The organism is Micromonospora sp. NPDC050795, assembly GCF_044456785.1.
Classification (GTDB): Bacteria; Actinomycetota; Actinomycetes; order Mycobacteriales; family Micromonosporaceae; genus Micromonospora.
Genome location: NZ_JBITGE010000005.1, coordinates 66,847 through 89,031, shown reverse-complemented (window position 1 = coordinate 89,031; position 22,185 = coordinate 66,847). Strand labels below are relative to the sequence as shown.

Sequence of the window (22,185 nt, the reverse complement as noted above, 5' to 3'; positions counted from 1 at the left end):
CGTCTCACTCGGGCGGGGTCACCGGGCCGCAGTGGCCGGGCGCGACGCGTACCAGCAGTTGCCGCACCACGTCCGCGGCGGGGTCGCCCAGGTCGTCGTAGATCCGGATGGCCCGCTGCCATGCCTCGGCAGCGGCCGGAGGGTCCGCCATCGCCTCGCGCGCCTCGCCGAGCCGGACGAGGGTCAGCCCCTCGTGATACCGGTTGGCCGATTCCTGGAAGCGTTGGACGGACTGCTCGTAACAGACCGCAGCTCTGGCCGGGTCGCCGAGCCGGTGGTACGCGAAGCCCAGACTGTCCAACGTCGCGGCCTGCCCGACGCGATCGTCGATCGCCTCCTGTTGGGCCAGCGCCTCGGCGCAGTCGACGACGGCCTGCTGGTAGTCACCGGTCAGGGCGTGCAGGTAACCCTTGACGTTCAGCGCGCGTGCCTCCGCGTACCGGTTGCCGATGAGCTGCGAGACCCGCAGCGCCTCGGCGCTGTGCTTGAGCGCCTCGTCCAGCCGGCCGTACTGGGTGCAGTGCTCGGTGTACTGGCGCAGGATCAGCGCCAGGCTGTCCAGGTCCCCAAGCTGTTCGTACAGTTCCAGCGCCCGCTGAACGTGGTGCTCGGCCGCGTGCTGGTCGCCGAGCCGCATGAGTGCGCGGGCGAGCATCCGGCTGGCCTGCGCCTGCGCCCGGACGTCGCCGATCCGCTGCGCCGCCGCGAGCGCCGCCTGCTGGGCCGCGAGCTGCTCCTGGAACATGCCTCTGGGCGCGAGGTACGCGGCGAGAGCCCAGGCGAGCTGGCAGGCGTACCGCTCGAAGCCCGTCTCCGCGGCCTGACGCAGCACCCGCAGCAGGACGGGGTGCTCGGCGTGGAACCAGGCCGCCGCGACGACCCGATCGGGCATCGGCACGTGCACGTTCGCCGGCATCGGTGGTTCCAGGTCGATGGGTGTCCAGGTCGGCTGGAGCAGCACCGCGCCGGGGTGCGCGCTGTGCAGGTAGTGGTCGTGCATCCGGCGCGCGGCGACCTGTCGCTCCTCGGCCAGGTCGGATGCCTGGGCCAGTTCGGCGGCGTACGACCGGAGCAGGTCGTGCAGGGCGTACCGCTCGGGTATGTGCTCGGTCAGCAGGTGCAGCCGGGTCAGCTCCTTCAGCAACGGGGTGACCGCCGCCCGGGGGCGGCCGACCAGCGCGGCGGCGGCGTCTCCGGTCAGGTCGGGGCCCGGGTGCAGGCCCAGCAGGCGCAGCAGGCGGGCCGCCTCGGCGCTCAGCGCCCGGTACGACCAGGAGAAGATCCGGCGGACGTCCCCGTCGGCCAGCTGCTCGAGGCGGGACTCGGACTGGCGGAGTTGGGCCGCGACGGCGTCGATCGGGAAGGTGCACCGGGCGGTCAGCCGGGCCGCCACGATGGACAGGGCGAGCGGGAGGCGTCCTGTCGACTCGATCACCTCGCTGGTCGCCGCCGGTTCCGCCGCCACCCGGGCGTCACCGAGTCGGCTGCGGAGCAGCCTCGTCGACTCGGCGGCGGTCAGCACCTCCAGCGTCAACGGTCGGGCGCCCTCGGCCACCGCGAGGCTGCTCAGCTGGTCGCGGCTGGTCACCAGGACCGCACACCGACCCACGCCGGGCAGCAGCGGGCGCACCTGGTCGGCGTCGCGCGAGTTGTCGAGGACGACGAGCATCCGACGCGAGGCGAGCAGGCTGCGGTACAGCCCGGCCCGAGCGTCGACGCTGCTGGGGATACGGCCGACAGGTACGCCGAGCGCCTCGAGGAAGTCGACCAGGGCATCAGCGGGGGATACCGCGTCCGCGTCGTCGTAGCCTCGGAGGTTGACGTACAACTGGCCGTCGGGAAAGCAGTCGGCGGCCCGGTGGGCCCAGTGCAGCGCGAGCGTCGTCTTGCCCACGCCGGCCATGCCGCTGATGGTGACGATGTCCACAGTGGTCTGTTGTGCGGATCGGGCGCCGAGGGTCGCGTCGAGAAGGTCGAGTTCGGCGCTGCGCCCGACGAAGCCGGGCATGGCAAGTGGCAGTTGCCGAGGGCGGCCCGGTGCCGCGCCGGTTGACGCGTCGCCCACCGGCCCCGTCGTCGTGGCCTGCTGGCTGAGGCGGTGGTGCAGGATGTCGTCGTGCAACCGGGTCAGTTCGGGGCCGGGGTCCATCCCGGTCTCCTCGGCCAGCGCACGTCTGGCCTGTTGGAAGGCTGCCAGCGCCCCGGCGATGTCGCCGATCTGGTAGAGGCCGGTCATGAGTTGGGACCAGGCCCGTTGCCGCAGTGGGTGACGGTCGAGCAGTGCCCGCAACCGGGGGATCACCTGGGCGGCCTCGCCGAGCGCGAGCCGCGCTGCGGCGTGGTCTTCCTCGGTTAGCAGACGCCGCTCGGTGATCCGCGCGACCCGGCCGGTGAGTAGCCGGGGCAGCGGCAAACCGGCGAAGGTCGACCCCCGCCACATGCCCAGCGCGCGGGCCAGTTCCGGCTGCGCGGCTGCCGGGTCGCCGGCGGCCAGCGCTGCCCGTCCGCGCGCCGCCGCCGCGTCGAACCGGTCCACGTCCCGCTCGTCCGGCTCGACGCGAAGCAGGTAGCCGCCCGGTGTGGTGAGGATCCGGCGGCGCTCGTCCGCGGCGCAGTCGAGTGCCTGGCGCAGCCCGCGCAGGTAGGTGCGCAGGTTCGCGGCGGCCGAGGCGGGGGGTTGGTCGCCCCACACCATCGTCATCAGCTCGGTGGCGGAGATCGCCTCACCCGGGCGTAGCAGCAGAGCGGCCAGCACCAGCTGCTGTTTCGTCGACCCGAGGGGGACCGGCCGGCCGTCCCGCGACACTGTCAGCGGCCCGAGCAGGTCGAAGTGGAGGGGCATCCTCACCTCAGCTTGCGGTGTCGGCCGGGCGAGACTGACGATCGCTTGAGCATCGATCAATGACGTTAGCACCGATTGAACATGATCTTCATATTTGGTCGGGCCGGCCCACCTCCTGGAGGCGTGGGGTGGCGGCGTCCAGTCCCCGAATTCCATGCAGTGGGTGAAGCCTTGTGGATACCCCACCAAAGCTGTAGGAATAGTAGGTCATAGTGATCGGGAGGAGCCGTGACAGTTGTTTCCGCAGTACAGACCACGCCCACCGACAGCGGCGCGGCACCGCCGGCACACCCACCGCGCGCGCAGCGGAGGGCCGGCTGGAGGCGACGCACCACGCTCCGCGTCGTCTCCCTGCTGGCGCTGCTGGCCCTCTGGCAGATCCTCGCGGTGCTGACCGACAACCCCACGTTCATACCGTCACCGGCTGCCGTGTGGGACCGCCTGGTGCAGACCTCCACCACCCACGACGGCGTTCGCGGCTACAGCGGCCACCTGCTCATCGAGCACCTCGGTGTCAGTCTGCGCCGCATCCTGATCGGCTCGGTGGTCGGCGTGGCCGCCGGGTTGGTGCTCGGCCTGGTGATGGGCACCGTCGCCTGGGTGCGGGTCGCGACCGAGCCGGTCGTCACCTTCGTCCGCGCGCTGCCACCGCTGGCGTACTTCAGCCTGTTCATCATCTGGTTCGGCATCGACGAGACGCCGAAGCTGTGGCTGCTGTCCATCGCCGCGCTGCCACCGGTCGCGGTCGCCACCGCCTCCGCCGTCAAGGCCGCGCCCGCCACCCTCGTCGAAGCCGCCAGGGCGCTGGGCGGCGGCCGTTGGGCGGTCACCCGTGACGTGGTGCTCCCGCACGCGCTGCCGGAGATCTTCACCGGCATCCGTCTCGCTGTGGGCATCGCCTACTCGTCGGTGGTCGCCGCCGAGACCATCAACGGCGTACCGGGCATCGGCGGCATGGTCCGCGACGCGCAACGGTACTCGCAGACCGACGTGGTGGTGCTCGGGCTGTTCGCCATCGGCCTGTCCGGCCTCCTCATCGACGCACTGCTGCGTACCGCGGAGGACCGACTCGTTCCCTGGCGCGGTCGAAGCTGACCCGCGCTGTCCACAACCTCTCAGAATGGGCGTCCCGTGCGTAGACCGATCACCCCAACCCTCATCGCGGCCGCTCTGCTCGCTGCCGTCGTGCCACTCGCGGCCTGCGGCGACGGTGCCGCCAGCGGCGGTGGCGATCCAGAGCGCAAGAGCCTCCGGCTCGCCTATCAGGCGTTCCCGAGCGGCGACCTGATCGTGAAGAATCAGCAACTGCTGGAGAGGGCGCTACCCGACTACAAGATCACCTGGACCAAGTTCGACTCCGGCGCGAGCATCAACACCGCGTTCGCGGCCGGCAGCGTGGATATCGCCGCGATCGGCTCCAGCCCGGTCGCGCGGGGCCTGTCGGCGCCGCTGAACCTGCCCTACAAGGTGGCCTTCGTCCTCGACGTCGCCGGCGACAACGAGGCGTTGGTGGCACGCAACGGCACCGGCGTCGCCAGCGTCAGCGACCTGCGGGGCAAGAAGATCGGCACCCCGTTCGCGTCGACCGCGCACTTCAGTCTGCTCGCGGCCCTGGAAGGGGCCGGAGTGAAGGAGAGCGAGGTGACGCTTGTCGACCTGGAGCCGCAGGACATCCTCGCCGCCTGGACCCGGGGTGACCTCGACGCCGCGTACTCCTGGCTGCCGTCCCTCGACGAGTTGAAGAAGACCGGGAAGGTGCTCGTGAGCAGCCGCGAGTTGGCCACCGCCGGCAAGCCCACACTGGATCTCGGGGTGGTCTCCACCGCCTTCGCCGACGCGCACCCGGAGGCTGTCGACGCGTGGCGCAAGGCCGAGGCGAAGGCCCTCGACCTCATCGCGAGCGACCCGACCGCCGCGGCGACGGCCGTGGGTCGCGAGCTGAACCTGGACACCGCCGTAGCCCAGCACCAGTTGAGTCAGGGCGTGTTCCTCAAGCCCGCCGACCTGGCCAGCCCCGAGTGGCTGGGCTCGCCTGACAAGGTCGGCGCGCTCGCCGAGAACCTCTACAACGCGGCGGTCTTCCTCAAGGGGCAGAAGAAGATCGACGCGATCCCGGACCGGTCGGTGTTCGAGGCAGCGATCTACACCAAGGGTCTGCCGAATGTCCTCCAGCCCTGACGCCGCGGTCGAGGTCCGCGACGTCACCCACACCTACGGGAGCGGTTCGGCCGCCGTCACCGCCCTCGGCCCGGTCGACCTCCGCGTACCGCCGGGCGCCTTCCTGGTGATCGTGGGCGCCTCGGGCTGCGGCAAGACGACACTGCTGCGGCTGATCGCCGGCTTCGAGCGGCCGACGGTCGGCACGGTGACCGCGGCCGGCCGACCACCGGTGCCGGGACGTAACGCCGGTCTGGTCTTCCAGCAGCCCCGACTGCTGCCCTGGAAGACGGTCGGCGGCAATGTCGGGCTCGCGCTGCGCTACGCCGGAGTGCCCCGCCCGGAGCGGTCCCGCCGGGTGTCCGCGCTGCTGGACCGGGTCGGCCTGCCGCACGTGGGGCACCGTCGCACGTGGCAGCTCTCCGGCGGCCAGCAGCAGCGGGTGGCCATCGCGCGGGCACTGGCCGTGGACAACCCGTTGCTGCTGCTCGACGAGCCGTTCGCGGCCCTCGACGCGTTGACCCGGGAGCGACTGCAGGAGGACCTGCGCCAGGTCAGCGCGGAATCCGGGCGGACGTGTGTGTTCGTCACGCACAGCGTGGACGAGGCCGTGTTCCTCGGCAGCCGGGTGATCGTCCTGACCCGGCGGCCCGGTCGGGTGGCCCTTGACCTCGACGTCGGTCTTCCACGCACCGACGTCGAGCCGGACGAGTTGCGTGGCTCACCGGAGTACGCGGCCCTGCGCGCCACCATCGGCCACGCCGTCCGTGCCGCCGCCGCCTGACAACGAAAGGACACCGTCATGACCGACACTCTCGTGAAACTGGCGCTGGAGCCACTCGGGCCGCACTTCGGGGCCGAGGTGCGGGACCTGGACCTGCACGACGCCACGGACGCCGAACTTGCCGCGGTACGGGCAACTCTGGTGCAGCGCAAGGTCCTCTTCTTCGCCGACCAACGCCTCGACGACGATGGCCAGGTACGCCTCGGTCGCCGGCTCGGCGAGCTGACCGCCTCGCATCCCGTGGTCGGTGGTGTCGACGAGAAACACCCCGAGGTGTACGCCCTCGACAGTGCGGACAACGGTTTCGCCGACGTCTGGCACACCGACGTGACCTTCGTGGCCCGTCCGCCGCTCGGTTCGATCCTGCGCGCGGTGACGCTACCGCCCAGCGGCGGTGACACGACCTGGGCGGACAGCCAACTCGCGTACGACTCCCTCGCCGAACCGGTGCGGCGGCTGGTGGACCAACTGGTCGCCGTGCACGACGGCAACCGGGAGTTCGGTTACTACCTGGCGCAGCGCCGTGGTGGCCGGGGCAGTGTGTGGGAGGGGGAGACGGTCACCCGGCTCGACCCGGTGGAGCACCCCGTCGTACGCGTCCACCCGGAGACCGGCCGTCGGGGCATCTTCGTCAACCCCGGCTTCACCTCGCACATCGTGGGCGTGTCCGAGGCCGAGAGCCGGGCGATCCTGGACCTGCTCTACGCCCACCTCACCAAGCCGGAGCACCTGGTGCGGCACCGCTGGCGGCCGGGTGACGTGGCGATGTGGGACAACCGCAGCACCGCGCACTACGCCAACCGGGACTACGGCGGCGCGCGGCGGGTCGTACACCGAATCACCCTGCGTGGCGACCACCCGCGGGGCCCGGTCGACCCCTGGCGTGGCGATGTGGCCTGACCGGTTGCCGGTCAGCGCAGTCCGCGGATGAGGTTGTCGACCAGGGTGCGGGCGAAGTCCTCGGTGAGCGGCAGGTCCGCGATGAGAAGCCGGTGGTAGCAGGCCCCCCAGAGCTGGTCGACAACCGATTCGGGGTCGATGTCGGCGCGTAGCTGCCCACGGGTCATGGCCGTGGTGAGGGTCTCGACGGCGAGGGCCCGGCGGGGGGCGGAGTAGCGCTCGCGGTAGGCGGCGGCCAGTTCCGGGTCGGTCTGCGCCTGCCCGATGAGTTGGCTGATGACCCGTCCGGCGGTGGTGTCCCGCACCAGGTGGACGAAGGCGACCAGTTGGTCGGTCAGGTCGGCCACGATGTCGCCGGTGTCCGGGAACGCCAGCGTGGGCGCGACGACCGTGAAGTAGCCGTCCAGGGCGAGCGCGCCCTTGGAGGGCCACCACTTGTAGATCGTCATCCGGCTGGCCCCGGCGAGGGCGGCGACCTTCTCGATGGTGAAGCCGGCCATGCCCTCGGCGAGCAGGAGTTCGCCGGCGGCCGTGAGGATCTCCGCTCGTACCTGATCGGTGGGCCGGCGGCCACGACCACGACGTGCTGGCGGCTGGGCATCCGGCGTGAGCTCGGCCACTGGTCCTCCCGGTTATGTGGACACGCTGTCTACTTGCTGGTTATATGGACACAGCGTACACAGCGGTGCCTGGGACGCCACCACGCACCGACGGCGACCGAAGGAGACGAGGGACATGACGGGTCTACGACGGCGACGGTTGGGTGCCTCCGGGCCGGAGGTGTCGATCATCGGGCTGGGCGCGATGGGCATGTCCGACCTGTACGGGCCGGCCGACGAGGCGGAGAGCGTCGCAACGCTGCACGCCGCGATCGATGCCGGCGTGAACCTGATCGACACCGCCGACTTCTACGGTTCGGGTCACAACGAGATGCTGATCGGCCGGGTGCTGCGGGAGCGTCGGCGGGACGAGGTACTGCTCAGCGTGAAGTTCGGCGCACGCCGGACACCCGACGGCGGCTTCCAGGCGGCACCGTACGACGTGTCGGCGGCGGCGGTGAAGGACCGGCTGGCGTACTCGCTGCGACGGTTGGGCACCGATCACATCGACATCTACCGGCCGTCGCGGCTGAACCCGCAGGTACCGGTCGAGGAGACCGTCGGCGCGCTGTTGGAGATGCAGCAGGCCGGCTACATCCGGCACATCGGGCTCTCCGAGGTGGGTGCGGACAGCATCCGTCGGGCCGCGGCGGTGGCACCGATCAGCGACGTCCAGATCGAGTACTCGCTGCTCTCCCGAGGCCCGGAGGCCACCATCCTGCCGGCGCTGCGCGAGCTGGGCATCGGGTTGACCGCCTACGGGGTGCTGTCCCGAGGTCTGCTCAGCGGCCACTGGTCGGCGGAGCGTGAGCTGACCGGCACGGACTTCCGGGCGAACAGCCCACGGTTCCAGGGCGAGAACCTGGCCGCCAACCTCCGCCTGGTGGACGCGCTCGGCCGGGTCGCACAGCGGCTCGGAGTGACCACCGGTCAGGTGGCGATCGCCTGGGTCGCGGCACAGGGCGAAGACATCGTGCCGCTGGTCGGGGCGCGGCGGCGGGACCGGCTGACCGAGTCGCTGGCCGCTGTCGACGTGGTGCTCGACCAGGACGCGGTGGACGAGATCGAGCGGGCGGTCCCGGCCGGCGCAGCCTCCGGCCAGCGGTACGCGACCGCCATGATGGGCCTGCTCGACAGCGAGAAGTGACGGCGGGGGAGCGGGCTCAGGAGGCTGCTCGCCAGACCCAGTTGCGACGTTCGTAGAGCGGCACCAGCCCGGCCCGGCGCATGTTGTTCAGCGAGGGGTTCTGCTGACCGGGCGCGGGCTTGCCGGTCTCGGCGAACAGCCACCGGCATCCCGCCTCGGCTGCGGCCCGGGCGCGGGCGGCGATCAGCGCCGACTGCGCCCCGAGGCCGCGGTGACCGGAGGCCGTCGCGGCGGCGTTGAGCGACGCGGCCTCGCCGTGCAGGAACAGGTTGCCGCCCGCGACCAGTTCGCCGTCGTCCCAGGCCGCATAGGGTCGCCACGCTGGCTGGCCGACCGTCGCGGCCAGCATGTCGGTGAGCCCACCGGTCGGCATGCCGAACCCGGTGAGGAGCACGTCGGCCCAGCGCCGTGCGTCGGCGGCCGGCACCGGGGCAACGCGCAGACGGGTCTGCGCCGCGGCGACGTCGCCGGGTCGGGCGGCGAGCTTCACCCAGGTGCTGCCCGGCTCGGGCCCGCGCGCCGCGGCGACCTCGTCGAAGCCCGCCGGCAGCACCGACGGAACGAGCTGGAGGACTGCCTGGTCGACGCCCCACTCCCGGTAGAAGTCGAGGACACGGTCCAGGGTCTGCACTGTGAACGGCTCGGTGGTGCCGAAGCCGAGGGCCTTGTTCCAGTACCCGCCGGAGGGATCGTTGCGCATGGCGAGGGCGACACCGCCGCCGATGCGGGTGGTCGCGATCCCGAGATCGGTGTACGCGGGCCCGGGCGCCTGCGACTCGTAGGAGTGCATGAATTCGCACTCCACGGCTTCGGCGAGCGGGGTCAGGTCGGCTGGCGCGGTCATCGGCTGATTATCGTCCGGCGCGTTCCCAGGCCCGCGCCAACTGCATCCGATTGTGAATGCCCAGCTTGTGGTAAATGGAGCGGAGTTGGGTGTCCACGGTGTGGAAGGAGACGAAGAGGATCCTGGCCGCCTCCTTCTTCGTGGCACCGGTGGCGAGCATCTCGGCGACCCGCTCCTCGGCGGGGGTGAGCGCGTCGATGCCCCGGCTCGGCAGCTCGTCCATCGAGGGTCGGTGGCGCGGGGTGGCGGCGAGGTCGGCGCAGCGCTGGTCCGCGATTGCCTGGTCGCCAGGAGCACCGATCCGGGCGTACAGGGCAGCCGCCTCGTGCGCGGCATCGCGCGCTTCTCCGGACCGCGTCCGAGGGCAGTTCGCGAGGTCCAGCAACGCGTCGGCCAGCGCCGGCCGGGCGGCGGTGGTGCGCAGTTGGTCGACCGCCGACCGGAGCGCGCCAGCGTCACCGTCACGCAACCCTCGGCTCTGGTCGGCCAGCGCTCGCCACAGCGGCACCGGCGTACGGGTGGACACCAGCTCCACCAGTTCGGTGACCCGACCCGCGGCCTGGGTGTCGCAGACTGCCACCGCCGCGCGTACCAGTCGGGGGCCGAAGTGCGGCACGGGCAGGAGTGGCCGGACCGATCGGTGCAGGTCGGTGACGACCCTGGTGAGCAGGCCCGCCGGAGTGCTGAGGGTGGCATCGCGCACCGCCGCACAGAACGCGAACGTCCACATCGTACGGTCGGGCCATCGGTCCTCGGCCAGGCAGGCGCGGAGGATGGCGCGGGCGTCGTCGTGTTCGCCGCGGCGGTAGCGGACCTCGCCGATCACCGCGACCAACAGGGCATGCACCTCCCTGCTGAGGTTCGCCGAACCGGAGCTGAGCGTCGTGACGGCCAGCGCGGCCGCCTCGGGTAGCTCTCCCACGGCCACCATGCGCAGGCAGTCCAGCCCGGGGAGTGATACGTCGGTCGCCTCGGGCGGCTGGTGGGTCGCGGCTCGCGCGTCCTGGTGCCGGCCCAGACCGAGCTGCACGAGGATGCGTTCCGCCCTGATGGACGGGGCGTCGGCGCGTGCCGCCCAGGAGTCCGGGTCGAGGGCCGCCAGCACGGCCTGGGCGCCCGGCAGATCGCCGTGCGCGAGTGATCGGGCGGCCCGGCCGAGGGCGAGATAGCGAGCGGACGCCTGATCACCCGACGCGGCGTGCGCGGTACCCGCGTCGCGCAGCAGGGCATCGGTGTCCGGATGTCCCGTGCGGGCCGCGATCGTGGCGACCAGGGCGAGCACCGTGCTGCGGCTGCGGTCATCCAGGCGGAGGTGCAACGCTTCCCGCAGCCCGGCGAGGGCGATGGTCGGCTGCTCCAGTGCCACGATCTGCGCCAGGCGCCCGAGCAGGAGGGCGCGGTGGCGCTCGCCGCTGCGACTCGTGGCAATCTCCGCCGCAAGGACGTGCAGCGCCTCCATCCCGCGCCCGGCCAGCCGGAGCTGGTCCGCCGTGGCGAAGAGCCGGTGCCGTCGTTGTGCGGCGTCGGTGGCGATGTCGTCGGCCGGAAGCGTTCCGGCGTTGAAGGGTGATTCGGACAATGGCATTCTCCCCGGTTGTTACCAGGCGCGTCGAAAGGCCGTCCTGCGACCGAGCCTATCGACGGCGTCAGGCAGGGGCGACCAGATCGACGAACCGGCTCGATTGGGCGGAATGACCTGCGCCGTCCGGGACCTGACCGGCGGCAATGGCGCGATCACGTGATGCGTCGGGCGGTGTTCGGCGCCAATCATCGAGTCATGGCCCCGCTCACCGAACTTCCCGGTCTGCATCGGCTCCGGGTCGTACTGCTGATGTTCGTTCTCTACGCCGGCACCGGTGCGGGTGGTCACGCTCCGGCGTGGACCCGTCTGGTGCTGATGGCGACCGCCGCGGCGATTCCGGTCGCGATCACGGTCCAGTACGGCTGGCCCGGACTTCGTGCCCTGCTGGGGGCCTCGTCCCGGCTACGGCTGCGGGGCGGATCCGTTCCCGCACCCAACCCGATCCAACCTGACTGAGGAGACAGCGATCATGGCGAACAGCGATCCCCAGCCGCGGCGCGGCGATCAGGGTGCCGCGCCGCTTGCCGGCCGTAACGTCGAGCTTGAGCGGCAGAACCCTGATCTGGTGGTGCCGCCGACGACCGACAGCCGGTTGGTGCCCAACCTCAAGTTCTCCTTCTCGCAGGCGCACACCCGGGTGGAGAAGGGCGGCTGGACCCGGGAGGTCACCAGTCGTGACCTCCCGATCGCCACACAGTTGGCTGGTGTCCAGTTCGGCTTGGAGCCGGGCGGATACCGGGAGATCCACTGGCACCAGCAGTCCGAGTGGGCGTACATGCTCAGCGGCAGTTGCCGGATCAGCGCCGTCGACCACGAGGGACGCAACTTCATCGAGGACGTGAAGGCCGGCGATCTGTGGTTCTTTCCGCAGGGCGTGCCGCACAACATCCAGGCGCTGGAGGACGGCGCCCAGTTCCTGCTGGTCTTCGACGACGGCATGTTCTCGGAGAACAACACGTTCCTGCTCAGCGACTTCTTCGCACACACCCCTCGGCACGTCCTGGCCAAGAACTTCGGCTGGACGATGGAACAGATGGAGAACCTGCCCGAGCGGGAGAAGTACATCTTCCAAGGTGATGTCCCGCCGCCCCTGCAACAGGACCGGGTGGTCAGCCCGACCGGTGACATCCCCCGGAGCTTCAAGCACCGGATGCTCGCGCAGACCCCGCAACGGTTCCGCGGGGGTACGGTCCGGGTCACCGACTCGACGAACTTCGCCGCCTCCGTGACCACCGCCGCGGCCCTGGTGGAGGTTGAGCCGGGAGGGATGCGCGAGTTGCACTGGCATCCCACCACCGACGAGTGGCAGTACTACATCTCCGGCACCGGGCGGATGGGCGTCTTCGCCTCGCAGGCCGCCGCCCGGACGTTCGACTTCCAGGCCGGCGACGTGGGTTACGTCCCCTTCGCGTACGGCCACTACATCGAGAACACCGGTGACGAGCCACTGGTGTTCCTGGAGATGTTCCGCCACCCCCGATTCGAGGACATCTCGGTGATGCAGTGGATGGCGAACACGCCCCACGAGATCATCGCGGACACGATCAACGTGCAGAAGTCGATAGTGGACAGCCTGCCGAACACCAAACAGGTAGTGATCTGAGCGAACCGTCCGGCCGTCCGGCCGTCCGTCCGAGGACGGACGGCCGCACAGGTGAATCAGCTCCCCGCGGGTGCCGGGGAGGTGGGAGCCGCGGCAGGTCGTCGGCGTCGGGACACCGCACCCACCACCACGTCGACGAGGAGGAAGGCGAGCAGGGTGAGCCCGAACAGGGGCAGCGTCCAGCCGATCGCCACCGTCACCGGTACGCCGATCAGCAGCGCCCAGAGCGGCAGGCCGCGTACGCCGCCGCGCGCCGGCGGGGTGCCGGCGATCGCACGGCGGTCGGCGCGGGTGGGCCGGCGTTGCCACCACATGCGGTAGCCCCAGAAGATGACGCAGAGCAGGCCGAGGGCGAGCGCGGCGAGCAGGATCTGGTTGACCAGGCCGAAGAGGATCCCCATGTGGGCCTGGATGCCGAGGCTGCTCAGTTTGGCCAGCAGGGGCCAGTCGGCGAAGTCGCTGCGGGCGGTGACCGTGTCGGAGGCCGGGTCGACGGCGATGCGGTCCTTCTTGACCGGCCAGGTGTTGTCGACCTGCGTGACGGTCCAGGCGGAGCCCGGCTCCGGCGCGGGACTGATCTCGACCGGACCGGAGAGGCCCGCGCCGCGAGCGACGGTCAGGACCCGATCGAAGGCCGCCGACTCGACGACCCCGCCCGCCCCGGCGGCACCGTGCTCGTGACTGCCGCCGGTCTCGGCAGGGGCGGTGGGGCCGGCGGTGAGGCTGGTGGAGATCTCCGGAGTGCGGGCACTGAGCGCGTCGAGGCCGGCGGCGAAGTTCGCGCCGGCGTATCGGGACCAGGTCAGGCCGGTGACGGAGAGGAAGAGGAGACCGACGGTGAGCCAGATGCCGGTGGTGGCGTGCCACCCTCGGGTACGGCGGACACCCTTACCCGTGGACAGGTCCGGCACGAACAGGTGCCGGGCGGCGGCTCGGGCGGCGCCACGTCGCCGCCACCAGAGGACGACCCCACCGAGCGCCATCACCCACAGCCAACTCGCGGCCAGCTCGGAGTAGTGCTCGCCCACCGTTCCCAGGTGCAGGTGGCGGTGCAGGTCGTCCAGCCAGGTGGTGATCGGCGTGGACCCGAACCAGGTGGTGAGCTGCCCCTGGGACTCGCCGGTGTACGGGTTGATGTAGACGGTGTGCTGGTTCTCGCCGAGCTCGGGCAGGGAGAACACCACAGTGGTGGTCTGGTCGCCGGCGCCGGGTTGCAATGTGGTGATGCTGCCGTCCGGGTGCGCGTTGCGCGCGGCCCCGATCTGCTCGGCCAGCGGCAGTTGCCGGTCACCCACCTGGGCGACTTTCAACTGGTCGCCGTAGAGGATCGTGTCGAGTTGCGGGGTGACGGTGTAGGCAAGGCCGGTCAGTGCGGCGACCACCAGGAACGGGGCGACGAGGATGCCGGCGTAGAAGTGCAGCCGCAGCAGCAGCGCGCCGAACGGCGACGTGCGCCGGGCGGCTCGGGCCGGTTTCTCGGCGGTGGTGGCGGGCTCCGGCTGCGGGGTGCCGGACAATTCAGTCAGAGACATGGTGATCCGATCGGAAGAGTCGGGAAGCACGAAGGTGTTTCCCGTACTGGTCTGGTCGCCCGGTGAGGTGTCGCATCGGCCCTGACTGGTAGTCGGGGGGAAGACGCCGGCGGTTCCCGAAGGTCTCGATGTCAGGGCTGGTCCGGCCGGGCCGCACGGGGGCGGGTCGGATCAGCGTCGGGCCGTCCGTCGCCACAGCAGCCCAGCCGCCACCAGGACGAGGAGGGCCAGCGCGGCAGCCGCGGTGAGGACACCGGCACTCGGACCGCCGCCGGACGCTGCCGCGGCGGCGGGCGCTGACGCGCTGACGGCGACAGGTGGCGCGGCGCTGGCCGAGGGATCGGCCACCGTAAACGGGTACGACCCCTGAACCGGGTGCCCGTCGACGGAGACGACCCGGTAGGCGACCGTGTATGTCCCGTTCGGCAGGGTGTCGGTCACCTGGATCGTGCTCTTCGCACCGGTGACCACCGGTTCGCCGGTGGGAAGCTTCCGCTTGGCGGCGTCGGTGAGCACGATCGTGGTGAACGCGGGGTCGAGCCGCTGCATGAATTCGAGCGTGACCTCGGTCGGTGCGCTCGGCAGTGTCGCGTCCCGAGCGGGCGTGGCCGTTCGGAGCGAGTTGTGCGCCCAGGCCGGGCTGGCCGGGATGAGCACCGCCACGAGGACGGCGAGCACCGCCGCGCCGAGTCGGACGGCTGCGGGACGGGACGGTGGCACGCTCATGCGAGCACCTGCTCGCCGATCCAACCGCCGGGACGACATCCGGGCGGGATGGCGAAGACAGCGGAGCCGATCGGCGTGGTCCACTCGTTGAGCAGGTCCCGGTCGGCCAGCCGGCGCTGGATGGGCAGGAACTGCTGTGCGATGTCGGCCTGGTACGAGGCGAAGATCAAGCCGCTGTCCGCCTGGCCCTCCGCCGTCGGCACCCCGTCGTAGTTGTAGGGCCGGCGCAGAATCTTCAACCGGTCGTCGGTGACGTGGGCGCGGGTCATGTGCGAGAAGTCGGGGATGACGGTGAGGCCGTCGGCGTCGGTGGCGGCGAAGTCGGGTTCGTCGTGTTCGGCGGTCCCGGTGAGCGGGGCGCCGGTGTCGAGCCGCCGCCCGACGGCGAGTTCGCGGTCGGTCCGGCCGAGCAGGTCCCAGGTCTCCATGTTCATGCTGATCCGGCGGAGCACCAGTGTGGTGCTGTCGCGCAGCCACGCCGGGCCCTCCGGGACCCAGAGCGCGGTGTCCATGGGCGCGCCGGCCCTGGGGTTGGCGGTGCCGTCGAGCTGACCGAACAGGTTGCGTTGGGTGTGGCCGCCCGGCTCGACACCGGGGCTGCGTCGGAAGCCCTGCTGGACCCACCGCACTGTCGCGAACGGGCGGCTGTCCTTGACCAGGACCCGCTGGGCGTGGGCGACGGAGATCGCGTCGTCCGCGCAGATCTGCAGCAGCAGGTCACCGCCGGACCAGGCCGGCTGGAGTCGGTCGATGCGGAACGACGGCAGTTCGGTGACCGATGCCGGCCGGCGGTCGTCGACGCCGGCTGCCCGGTAGAGGCCCGGCCCGAAGCCGAAGGTCACTGTCAACCGTGCAGGCAGCAGCCCGAGTTCGGCCTCGGTGTCGGCCAACGCGGGTCGGCCCTGGGTGAGCCGGGCAGCGTCGTCGGTGAGCAACCGCAACATCCGGCCCAGCGCGGCCCGGTCGGTGCCGGCCCGCAGGGTGAGCGCCACGAACGACGCGTGCGCCTGTGGTTCGGTGGACACCCCCGCCTGCCGGGCGCCATGGAACGGCTCGACCAGGCCGCCGACGCTCGCCACCGTCGTGGTGTCGGCGGCGGCCGGTGGTTGCCCGCTGCCGGTTCGGGTCGTGGCGATGGCGGCGCCGCCGGCCAGGGCCCCACCGGCAGCCAGGGCACCGCCGGTGAGCAGGCCGCGCCTGCTCAGCGGCCGGACGGGTGGTGTCTGCGTCACGATGAGGGGCTCATGCTCATCTCCGGCGTGGCGCTCACGCCGGGCATGGGCTGACCGTGCCCGGGGGCGTAGCTCTCCTGCGCGCCGGTGAACGGCTTGGCCACGGCACTGAACTGCTGGGTCCTGCCGTCGGCGAAGGTCAGCGTGAAGGTCAACTCGTCGCCGGCCTGAACGGGCTTGGTGAGGCTCATCAGCATGAGGTGGTCGCCGCCCGGCTCCAGCGCATGCGTGCTCCTGGCCTTGATCACGATGCCACCCTGCTTGGCCTGCATGACCATCTTGCCGTCCTTCATGGTCATCTCATGCAGCTCCATCGGTGACAGGGGGTTCGTGGCGCCCGTCACCGTGACATCGCTGTCGCCGTCGTTGACCAGGGTCCCGAAGGCCGCCGTCATGCCCTTGTCGGCGGCCTTCACCCACGGGTCACGAATGCCGAGCACACCAGCGTCCGGGTTGGCCGGGGCCGACGCGGACGGGCCCGCCTGCGCGGTCGACGGGGAGTCGGACGACCCACACCCGGCGGCGCCCACCGTCAGGATCGCGGCGGCGAGGATCGCGGCCGAGCGGCGGCGTGAAACGTTCGGGCTGGTGGCGCGCATGTGTTCTTCCTCCGATGGTTGCTGCTGGGAGGTTGGTCGGCCGCAGCAGGGAGAAAGTTCCGGACTCAGGGAACGTTGATCGTGAACTCCCCGGTGTGCACCTTGCCGGCGACCTGGAAGTCGAAGAAGGCCCGGTACCGGCCCGAACTCGGCGCGGTCAGCCAGAACTTCACAGTCCCGTCGACCAGCTCCGGCTCGGGGTGCACGTGCACGTAGCCGAGGTCACCCTCACGAACCACCACCAGGTGCCCGTACGCGGCAAGGTATCGCTCCAGCTGCGCGGGCGTGGCCGTGTCGGCGCTGGCGACCTGGAAGTGGATCGGCGCCGTCACCCCCACCGTCGCGGTGCCGGTCATCGACACCGTGTACGGACCAGCCGTCGCCTGCGCCTGCGCTGGCGGCAGCGCGGTCGGGGTGTGCGCGCCGGGCACTGTGTGGTCGACGCCCAGCACGAGCGGCAGCGGCGTGCCGTTGGCAGCGGTGACGGAGAAATCGGCGTAGACGCGGTAACCGCCGGGTCGGGCCAGCGTCATGGGGACGCTCCAGGTGCCGTCGGGTGCCATCGTCGGGTGCAGGTGCTGGTAGCCGGTCAGGTCACGGCCCACGACAATCATGTGCAACGGCTTGTCGTGGACGACCGCGAAGCGGGTCGCCGGCTGCCGGTCGGTGCCGACGATGCGGAAGCGGTAGTCGGCGCGTACCCCGGGGGGTTGGGTTCGCTCCAGCGGTTGCAGCGTGTACCCGCCGGCGCTGACGGTCGTCCCGGTGGCTAGCGTCTCGCCCGTTGCGCCGTCGCCCCGGTGCGTGTGCGGTCCGGTGCCCGCCGGGTGTTGGTGTCCGTCGGCCGCGGACCCTGCCGGGCCGGAGGCGGGCAGACCGCCCGCGGGCTGCCGGGCGGTGTTGGCGGCCGGGCCCTCGTTGCCGCTGATGCGCGCCAATCCGAACCCGCCGAGCAGGGCCAGGACCAGGACCAGGACCAGGGTACCGACGAACAGTGCCAGGCTGGTGTTGCTCAGCCGGGACCCGGGCATCGCCGTGGCGAGATCCGGGTCAGGCGATGTCCCGGAGTCGACGGGCGGTCGGCTGTCCGTCGTGGCGGGGGCTTTCGCGTCCTCATCGGTCGGAGTTGGATCGACAGCGACGCTGGTCCGAGCCACGACGACAGCGGTGCCCTTACGCGCGGCCGGCACGACGCCGGGTCGCCGCTTACCGTCCGAGGTCTGCGTACCGCTGCCGGTCGCCGCGACGGTCCTGTCCGCGTCGGTCCTGCCACCGACCGCTCTGCCGCCGCCGGTCCTGGCAACGGCGGCCTTGCTACCGGCACCCTTGGCACCGGCGGCCTTGGCGCTGGCGATCCTGGTGCCGGCGGTCCTGGTCCCGGGACGGGTGCCGGCCCCGCGTCGAGCGGATGTCGCCGACGCGGTACGGCCCCGGCCGGCGGGTCGGCCGGTGGGGGTCGTCCGCCGACGCCAAACGACGAATCCGGCCGATGCGGCCGCCACCGCGACCACCGCCAGGCCGACCCACGCGACCGCTCCGGGGCCGCTCTCGTCAGTAGACCCGTTTGGCGCAGCTGCCGCGGACGGCGGAACCGCCGTCTCGGCCGCGACTGTCGGCACCGCCGACGCCTGCCCGGACGACCCGTGTTGCTCGGCAGTGGCCAACAGCGCCGGATCTGGCTGGGTCGACGGAGGGCTCCACCCCTTGGGCGCCGCCGTCACCGGTCCGTCGTAGCGGAAGGTCAAGGTGCCGCGTACGGGGTCGCCGTCCGAGGCGACCGACAGGTAGCTCACCGAGTACTGGCCCTTGGCCGGCAGGTGCGCGACCGCCACCGTCGCGGGGAACCCTGTCGTGTACTCGCGTGGCTCGAACTGGCCGTTGACCAGGAAGTACTCGCGCACCGGCTTGTCCAGCGGCTTCGGCTCCCCGTACGACCAGCCATTGTCGACCCGGGTGCCACCCGGCGCGGTGATCGTGAAGAACGCGTTGGCAGCGGCCTTCTCGGTGAAGAACAGCTGCACCGAGGTCAGCGGCTCGCGCACGGTGGCGCCACCCGCCGGCGTGGACATCGCGAGGGTCCCGTGAGCTGCGGCGGGCTGGGCGGACGCGAGGAGAGCGACCGCCGAGGCGAGGAGGAGCGCGAGGAGGCCCGAGACCACCCGCCCAGGAATCTGAGGGTGACGACGCATCTGAATATCCTCACTGGGCGGAGACTTTTTACAAGAGGTGACGAACTTTTTCCTCACATGGCTAAAGCCGAACACCTCCCGGGTGGTCGGCCGGGCTGAAGGGCCGTCGCTCCTGCTCAGCTATGCTCCCGGTGGCGCTGGTTCGCCCGGTCGTGAGCTGGCCGGGCGTCGTAAGAGGGAACCCGGTGGGAATCCGGGGCTGCCCCGCAGCGGTGAGCGGGAACGACCGCCGTCATCAGCACTGGGCCAGTGGCCTGGGAAGCGACGGCCAGTAGGGGACCGGCGTGGAGCCGGTCGGGCCCGCGAGTCCGAAGACCTGCCCGCGCCGCGTACACAACCGTGTGCGCTGCCGTCGGCCTCGCGGGTGGGCTGAGCGGGTGACGTGCCGGGCGGTGTGCGCCGGTGTGCCCTCGTCAGCGTGTGCCCGCGTTCCGGCGGTGTGGTTTCCCGAGGGACGGACTACCGCTGTGCACGACACCACCACGATCTTGTAGTTGGTTGTGGGCTCATGCCGATGGTCGGTCAGGTAGTCGGTTGGTCGTATTCGGCTTCGAACCCTGATCTGCGTTGCCCTCGTCTTCTTTGATCGACTAGGTTCCCTCTCTTGATCAAGGCAACGCCGAGTATTGAACGTTTACTCCTGTGGCGGGGGAGTGAGCCAGGCCAGGGGTTGTCCGCTGAGGGCGGCGTCGGCAAGGCGGTGGGCGCTGGCGGTCTTCAGAGCCGCTCGTGAGCTGTCGATCCAGCGCTGCACGTTGTCAATGCCCTGGTGGCGGTACTCAACGGCTTGGACGAGGCATTCCAGTTTGTCGGCGTCGCGGGCGACGACGGCTTCGAGTGTCTCGCCGGCTTCGTATTCGGCGACGGCGGCGGTGATGACGTCGGCGACGGCTGGGGGACAGGTGGCGACCTGGTCGGCGGTGACGGCGGTGTTGGGTACGGCGGTGAGGTAGCGCTTGGCGATGTGGGGGATGTCGGTGATTCGGGTTTCCTGGGTGTCGTGCAGGGTGCAGAGCATCGACACTCGGGCTGGGTCGGCGCCCTCCATGGCGGCGAGCATCATTCCGATGAGCGCTGTTCGGAAGGAGTGTTCGGCGATGGATTCGGGTTGCTTGACGCCGGCGAACCACCAGCCGGTGCGGGCGGCGCGTTTGAGGACGCCGGCTTCGAAGATGAAGTTCATCGCTCCGGCGGCGTCGTGGTCGTCGGTCATCTGCCCGTCCCTGTGCCGGTGAGTCCGTCCGCCCGCAGGCTGTAGACGATAGAGGTTAGTTCCTTCCGAGACTGCGCGGAGATCCGGTCACTGTCCAGGAGCGGGACACTGCGGTCCAGGAGCGCCCGAGCTGCGGCGGGGTTGTCGAGAGCGAGGCCGCGTCGTGCGGCCAGCAGAGCCCAGACGTTGTGGATGTTGAGGTCCACGATCGGATGCCCTGGTTCGAGGCGATGGACCAGGTGCCGAAGAAGGATCGAGCCGTGCCAGTCGGCGAGCGCTTCGGGCATGAAGGAGTCGTCGCGCTGGCGGTACGGGATTTCCCCTACCCAGTAGGCCGAGTAGTTGAGGGCCGCTCGCTCGCAGGCGTCATCGGGGTGTGCGCGAGCGATGAAGTCTCGTAACGGTTCCGGGTCGCCCTGGTTGGCGAGGGACGTGACGACAGAGCGAGCGTCTGGCCACAGCGGTGACCACGTGCGGAAGGTGGTCGTGCGGCCTGCTCGGGCGGTGGTCAGGGTGAGCCAACCTGCTGCCGATTTGGTTGGGTCCATGCCAGCGAGGAAGCACGCTTGCCGGTGCAGCAGCACGCTCCGATGCCGTCCGGCTGCGGCGCGTTCGGCGAGCACGTGAAGGTGAGCGAAGAACGCACGTTGCTCGTCGACGGACAGGGTCGGCCCGGACGCGACTGGACCCCGCCGGGGACGGGCGATGGGTAGCCCTCTGGCGAAGGTCGGTATCTGCCCGAGGACGGCCCAGAGGATCAAGTCGGTCAGACGGTGGGTGAGGACGGACCAGCCCAGCGGCTGTTCGGCGATGTCGCAGCGGTCCACCTGTCTGCTGAGGACGGCGGAGAGAATGAGGTCCGCCTCGGCGGCGTCGTCGAGTGCTGCGAGCAGGAGGGTGTTCGCGCCGAGCCGTCCGAGCCGGAGTCGGACGGTGATCGCCTGCCCGAGTGGTACCGCGGTGAACGGCCGACGGCCGGTCTCCCAGCTCTGCACGGTCACCCGATCGACGTCCAGGTCGACGGCGAGTTGCTCCTGGGTGAGCGGGATGGACTCCCGGATCAGTTTGAACAGGTAGCCGGTCATCTCGCCACGATGTGGTGCTGATCGTCCGTGACCTCTCATGCGTCACCCCTACGTTGACCCGTGGTCGACGTTCCGCCGTGAACACAGAGCTGCGGCCGCCCATCTGGCCTGCTCACTCGTACTGCGGGTGAGTCCCACCGCCGCCGTCGTGATCGTAGCGTCGCAGTTACCGAACGTTCCAGATCCGGTCCCGCCGTTTCGGGGGTCGGGCATGGAGTGCTGCCCGGTGGAGGGGGCCAGTGATGCGGTACAGGACACCACCATGGCGACGAGTGACCTACGACCAGTACCTGATCGCCGTTGCGATGACCCTGGCACGGCGACACCGCCCGGCATGGTCGTGGCGGAAGTGGAACTGGATCTGCCGTTGCGGGGCGGAGCTGCCCTGTCGCAGCCGACACCGCATTCCGATCAACCGGGGGCACTGGCCCGCCGAGGAGGAGCAGTGAGCAACGACGCCGAGCGGCACATCATGGTCGTACATGTGCCCGGGATAGACGGCCTTTGCAGTGGCTGTCGGGCGTGGTGGTCGCTGCTCACGCCGTACCCCTGTTGGCAGGTGGACTGGGCGGCGAGCCAGCAGACGCGGTCGATGGCGGCGGCGCTGCTCGGAGGCCGCGCGTGACCACGCACGGCCCTGTGCTGCCGATCTGGAGTTGCGGCGGCTGCGATGCGCCCTGGCCCTGCCGCACGCGGCAGCGCGAGCTGCGTGCCGAGTTCGACGACGCTCCGATATCCCTGGCCATTTATCTGGGTGCGCAGCTGGTGCGGGCCTCCGAGGACCTGACCTGGGTGCCGGCGGGTGCGTTGCACAGACGCTTCCTCGGCTGGCTTCGGTGAGCATCCTGCGGCCCGGTGACGAGAAGTTCCACTACAGCGACGGCTCGCACAAGTGGATCCCACCGGACCCGGACTACGACCAGGAGGTCTGGGACGAGCAGGTCCGACAGCACAAGCACGGCCACCTCAGGAACGAGCGTCCCAAGGTCCGAATACAGCGCCGCGTCTGACGCCAGCAGCACAGCACCGAAGTGCAGCAACCCTGCGAGCCGCGTGACCGCTTGGCAACCCGTTACCGCAAATCAGTCGAGGTGTGCTGAGCCGAGGCGGTCGTTGACCACGCTGATGGCCGCCGTGGTCTCGCTGTGCGG

Annotated in this window: 22 protein-coding genes and 1 riboswitch; of the genes, 11 read left to right on the top strand and 11 right to left on the bottom strand. The window is 70.7% G+C overall.

The features are described 5' to 3' along the window. Window positions 1-4 precede the first annotated feature (4 nt). Window positions 5-2,842, bottom strand: coding sequence for an AfsR/SARP family transcriptional regulator (locus ACIBEF_RS06470; RefSeq protein WP_396791727.1), 2,838 nt, complete (start codon window positions 2,840-2,842; stop codon window positions 5-7). Between the two features lie 228 nt (window positions 2,843-3,070). Here ACIBEF_RS06470 and ACIBEF_RS06465 point away from each other — a divergent pair, with 228 nt between their 5' ends. From ACIBEF_RS06465 to ACIBEF_RS06450, 4 genes are read left to right on the top strand one after another with little or no spacing between them, the layout of a single operon-like run. Continuing rightward, window positions 3,071-3,937, top strand: a complete 867-nt coding sequence (locus ACIBEF_RS06465; RefSeq protein WP_396791725.1) for an ABC transporter permease — start codon at window positions 3,071-3,073, stop codon at window positions 3,935-3,937. Between the two features lie 36 nt (window positions 3,938-3,973). Further along, a complete protein-coding gene (locus ACIBEF_RS06460) occupies window positions 3,974-5,020 on the top strand; it encodes an ABC transporter substrate-binding protein (protein WP_396791724.1) in 1,047 nt (348 codons plus the stop codon). After that, the gene (locus tag ACIBEF_RS06455) at window positions 5,004-5,783 is read left to right on the top strand and encodes an ABC transporter ATP-binding protein (RefSeq protein WP_357206642.1); all 780 of its coding nucleotides are present in this window, start codon (window positions 5,004-5,006) and stop codon (window positions 5,781-5,783) included. Before ACIBEF_RS06460 ends, ACIBEF_RS06455 begins: the two co-directional genes overlap by 17 nt. Window positions 5,784-5,801: 18 nt before the next feature. Next, the gene (locus ACIBEF_RS06450; RefSeq protein WP_396791722.1) at window positions 5,802-6,683 is read left to right on the top strand and encodes a TauD/TfdA dioxygenase family protein; all 882 of its coding nucleotides are present in this window, start codon (window positions 5,802-5,804) and stop codon (window positions 6,681-6,683) included. 11 nt (window positions 6,684-6,694) lie between these two features. Here ACIBEF_RS06450 and ACIBEF_RS06445 read toward each other — a convergent pair whose 3' ends face one another. Beyond that, window positions 6,695-7,303 (bottom strand): TetR/AcrR family transcriptional regulator, encoded by a 609-nt coding sequence (locus ACIBEF_RS06445; RefSeq protein ID WP_396791720.1) that lies wholly within the window; start codon window positions 7,301-7,303, stop codon window positions 6,695-6,697. 115 nt (window positions 7,304-7,418) lie between these two features. Between ACIBEF_RS06445 and ACIBEF_RS06440 the strand changes: the two genes are divergently transcribed. After that, complete coding sequence (locus tag ACIBEF_RS06440; RefSeq protein WP_396791718.1) at window positions 7,419-8,429, top strand: aldo/keto reductase; 1,011 nt, start codon at window positions 7,419-7,421, stop codon at window positions 8,427-8,429. 16 nt (window positions 8,430-8,445) lie between these two features. On the opposite strand, the gene ACIBEF_RS06435 is transcribed toward ACIBEF_RS06440, so the two are convergent. Further along, window positions 8,446-9,273 (bottom strand): GNAT family N-acetyltransferase, encoded by an 828-nt coding sequence (locus ACIBEF_RS06435; RefSeq protein WP_396791717.1) that lies wholly within the window; start codon window positions 9,271-9,273, stop codon window positions 8,446-8,448. Window positions 9,274-9,280: 7 nt separating this feature from the next. Next, window positions 9,281-10,852, bottom strand: coding sequence for a response regulator transcription factor (locus ACIBEF_RS06430; protein WP_396791716.1), 1,572 nt, complete (start codon window positions 10,850-10,852; stop codon window positions 9,281-9,283). A gap of 198 nt (window positions 10,853-11,050) precedes the next feature. Here ACIBEF_RS06430 and ACIBEF_RS06425 point away from each other — a divergent pair, with 198 nt between their 5' ends. After that, complete coding sequence (locus ACIBEF_RS06425; RefSeq protein ID WP_396791714.1) at window positions 11,051-11,311, top strand: hypothetical protein; 261 nt, start codon at window positions 11,051-11,053, stop codon at window positions 11,309-11,311. Between the two features lie 13 nt (window positions 11,312-11,324). Beyond that, window positions 11,325-12,458 carry a cupin domain-containing protein gene (locus tag ACIBEF_RS06420; RefSeq protein ID WP_396791713.1) on the top strand — a complete coding sequence of 378 codons (1,134 nt, stop codon included), beginning with the start codon at window positions 11,325-11,327 and terminating at the stop codon, window positions 12,456-12,458. A gap of 56 nt (window positions 12,459-12,514) precedes the next feature. Here the strand turns inward: ACIBEF_RS06420 and ACIBEF_RS06415 are convergent, their stop codons facing one another. From ACIBEF_RS06415 to ACIBEF_RS06385, 7 genes are all read right to left on the bottom strand, one after another. Further along, complete coding sequence (locus tag ACIBEF_RS06415) at window positions 12,515-13,990, bottom strand: PepSY-associated TM helix domain-containing protein (protein WP_396791712.1); 1,476 nt, start codon at window positions 13,988-13,990, stop codon at window positions 12,515-12,517. A 171-nt stretch (window positions 13,991-14,161) separates the two neighbouring features. After that, the gene (locus ACIBEF_RS06410; protein WP_396791711.1) at window positions 14,162-14,716 is read right to left on the bottom strand and encodes a copper resistance protein CopC; all 555 of its coding nucleotides are present in this window, start codon (window positions 14,714-14,716) and stop codon (window positions 14,162-14,164) included. Continuing rightward, window positions 14,713-15,921 (bottom strand): Dyp-type peroxidase, encoded by a 1,209-nt coding sequence (locus ACIBEF_RS06405; protein ID WP_396791932.1) that lies wholly within the window; start codon window positions 15,919-15,921, stop codon window positions 14,713-14,715. Before ACIBEF_RS06405 ends, ACIBEF_RS06410 begins: the two co-directional genes overlap by 4 nt. A 23-nt stretch (window positions 15,922-15,944) precedes the next feature. Then, window positions 15,945-16,547 (bottom strand): copper chaperone PCu(A)C, encoded by a 603-nt coding sequence (locus ACIBEF_RS06400; protein ID WP_396791710.1) that lies wholly within the window; start codon window positions 16,545-16,547, stop codon window positions 15,945-15,947. A gap of 65 nt (window positions 16,548-16,612) precedes the next feature. After that, the gene (locus ACIBEF_RS06395; RefSeq protein WP_396791708.1) at window positions 16,613-18,736 is read right to left on the bottom strand and encodes a copper resistance protein CopC; all 2,124 of its coding nucleotides are present in this window, start codon (window positions 18,734-18,736) and stop codon (window positions 16,613-16,615) included. Between the two features lie 121 nt (window positions 18,737-18,857). Further along, window positions 18,858-19,075, top strand: a riboswitch (cobalamin riboswitch). Window positions 19,076-19,370: 295 nt separating this feature from the next. Next, a complete protein-coding gene (locus ACIBEF_RS06390) occupies window positions 19,371-19,949 on the bottom strand; it encodes an HD family hydrolase (protein WP_396791706.1) in 579 nt (192 codons plus the stop codon). Continuing rightward, window positions 19,946-21,073, bottom strand: coding sequence for a helix-turn-helix domain-containing protein (locus tag ACIBEF_RS06385; RefSeq protein ID WP_396791704.1), 1,128 nt, complete (start codon window positions 21,071-21,073; stop codon window positions 19,946-19,948). Before ACIBEF_RS06385 ends, ACIBEF_RS06390 begins: the two co-directional genes overlap by 4 nt. Before the next feature lie 233 nt (window positions 21,074-21,306). Between ACIBEF_RS06385 and ACIBEF_RS06380 the strand changes: the two genes are divergently transcribed. The 4 genes from ACIBEF_RS06380 to ACIBEF_RS06365 are packed head-to-tail and all read left to right on the top strand — an operon-like array spanning window position 21,307 to window position 22,044. Beyond that, a complete protein-coding gene (locus ACIBEF_RS06380; RefSeq protein ID WP_396791702.1) occupies window positions 21,307-21,483 on the top strand; it encodes a hypothetical protein in 177 nt (58 codons plus the stop codon). Beyond that, a complete protein-coding gene (locus tag ACIBEF_RS06375) occupies window positions 21,480-21,659 on the top strand; it encodes a hypothetical protein (protein WP_396791701.1) in 180 nt (59 codons plus the stop codon). The genes ACIBEF_RS06380 and ACIBEF_RS06375 overlap by 4 nt, the downstream gene beginning before the upstream one ends. Next, complete coding sequence (locus ACIBEF_RS06370; protein WP_238668483.1) at window positions 21,656-21,874, top strand: hypothetical protein; 219 nt, start codon at window positions 21,656-21,658, stop codon at window positions 21,872-21,874. The genes ACIBEF_RS06375 and ACIBEF_RS06370 overlap by 4 nt, the downstream gene beginning before the upstream one ends. Continuing rightward, window positions 21,871-22,044 carry a hypothetical protein gene (locus ACIBEF_RS06365; RefSeq protein ID WP_396791698.1) on the top strand — a complete coding sequence of 58 codons (174 nt, stop codon included), beginning with the start codon at window positions 21,871-21,873 and terminating at the stop codon, window positions 22,042-22,044. Before ACIBEF_RS06370 ends, ACIBEF_RS06365 begins: the two co-directional genes overlap by 4 nt. Window positions 22,045-22,185: the final 141 nt, after the last annotated feature.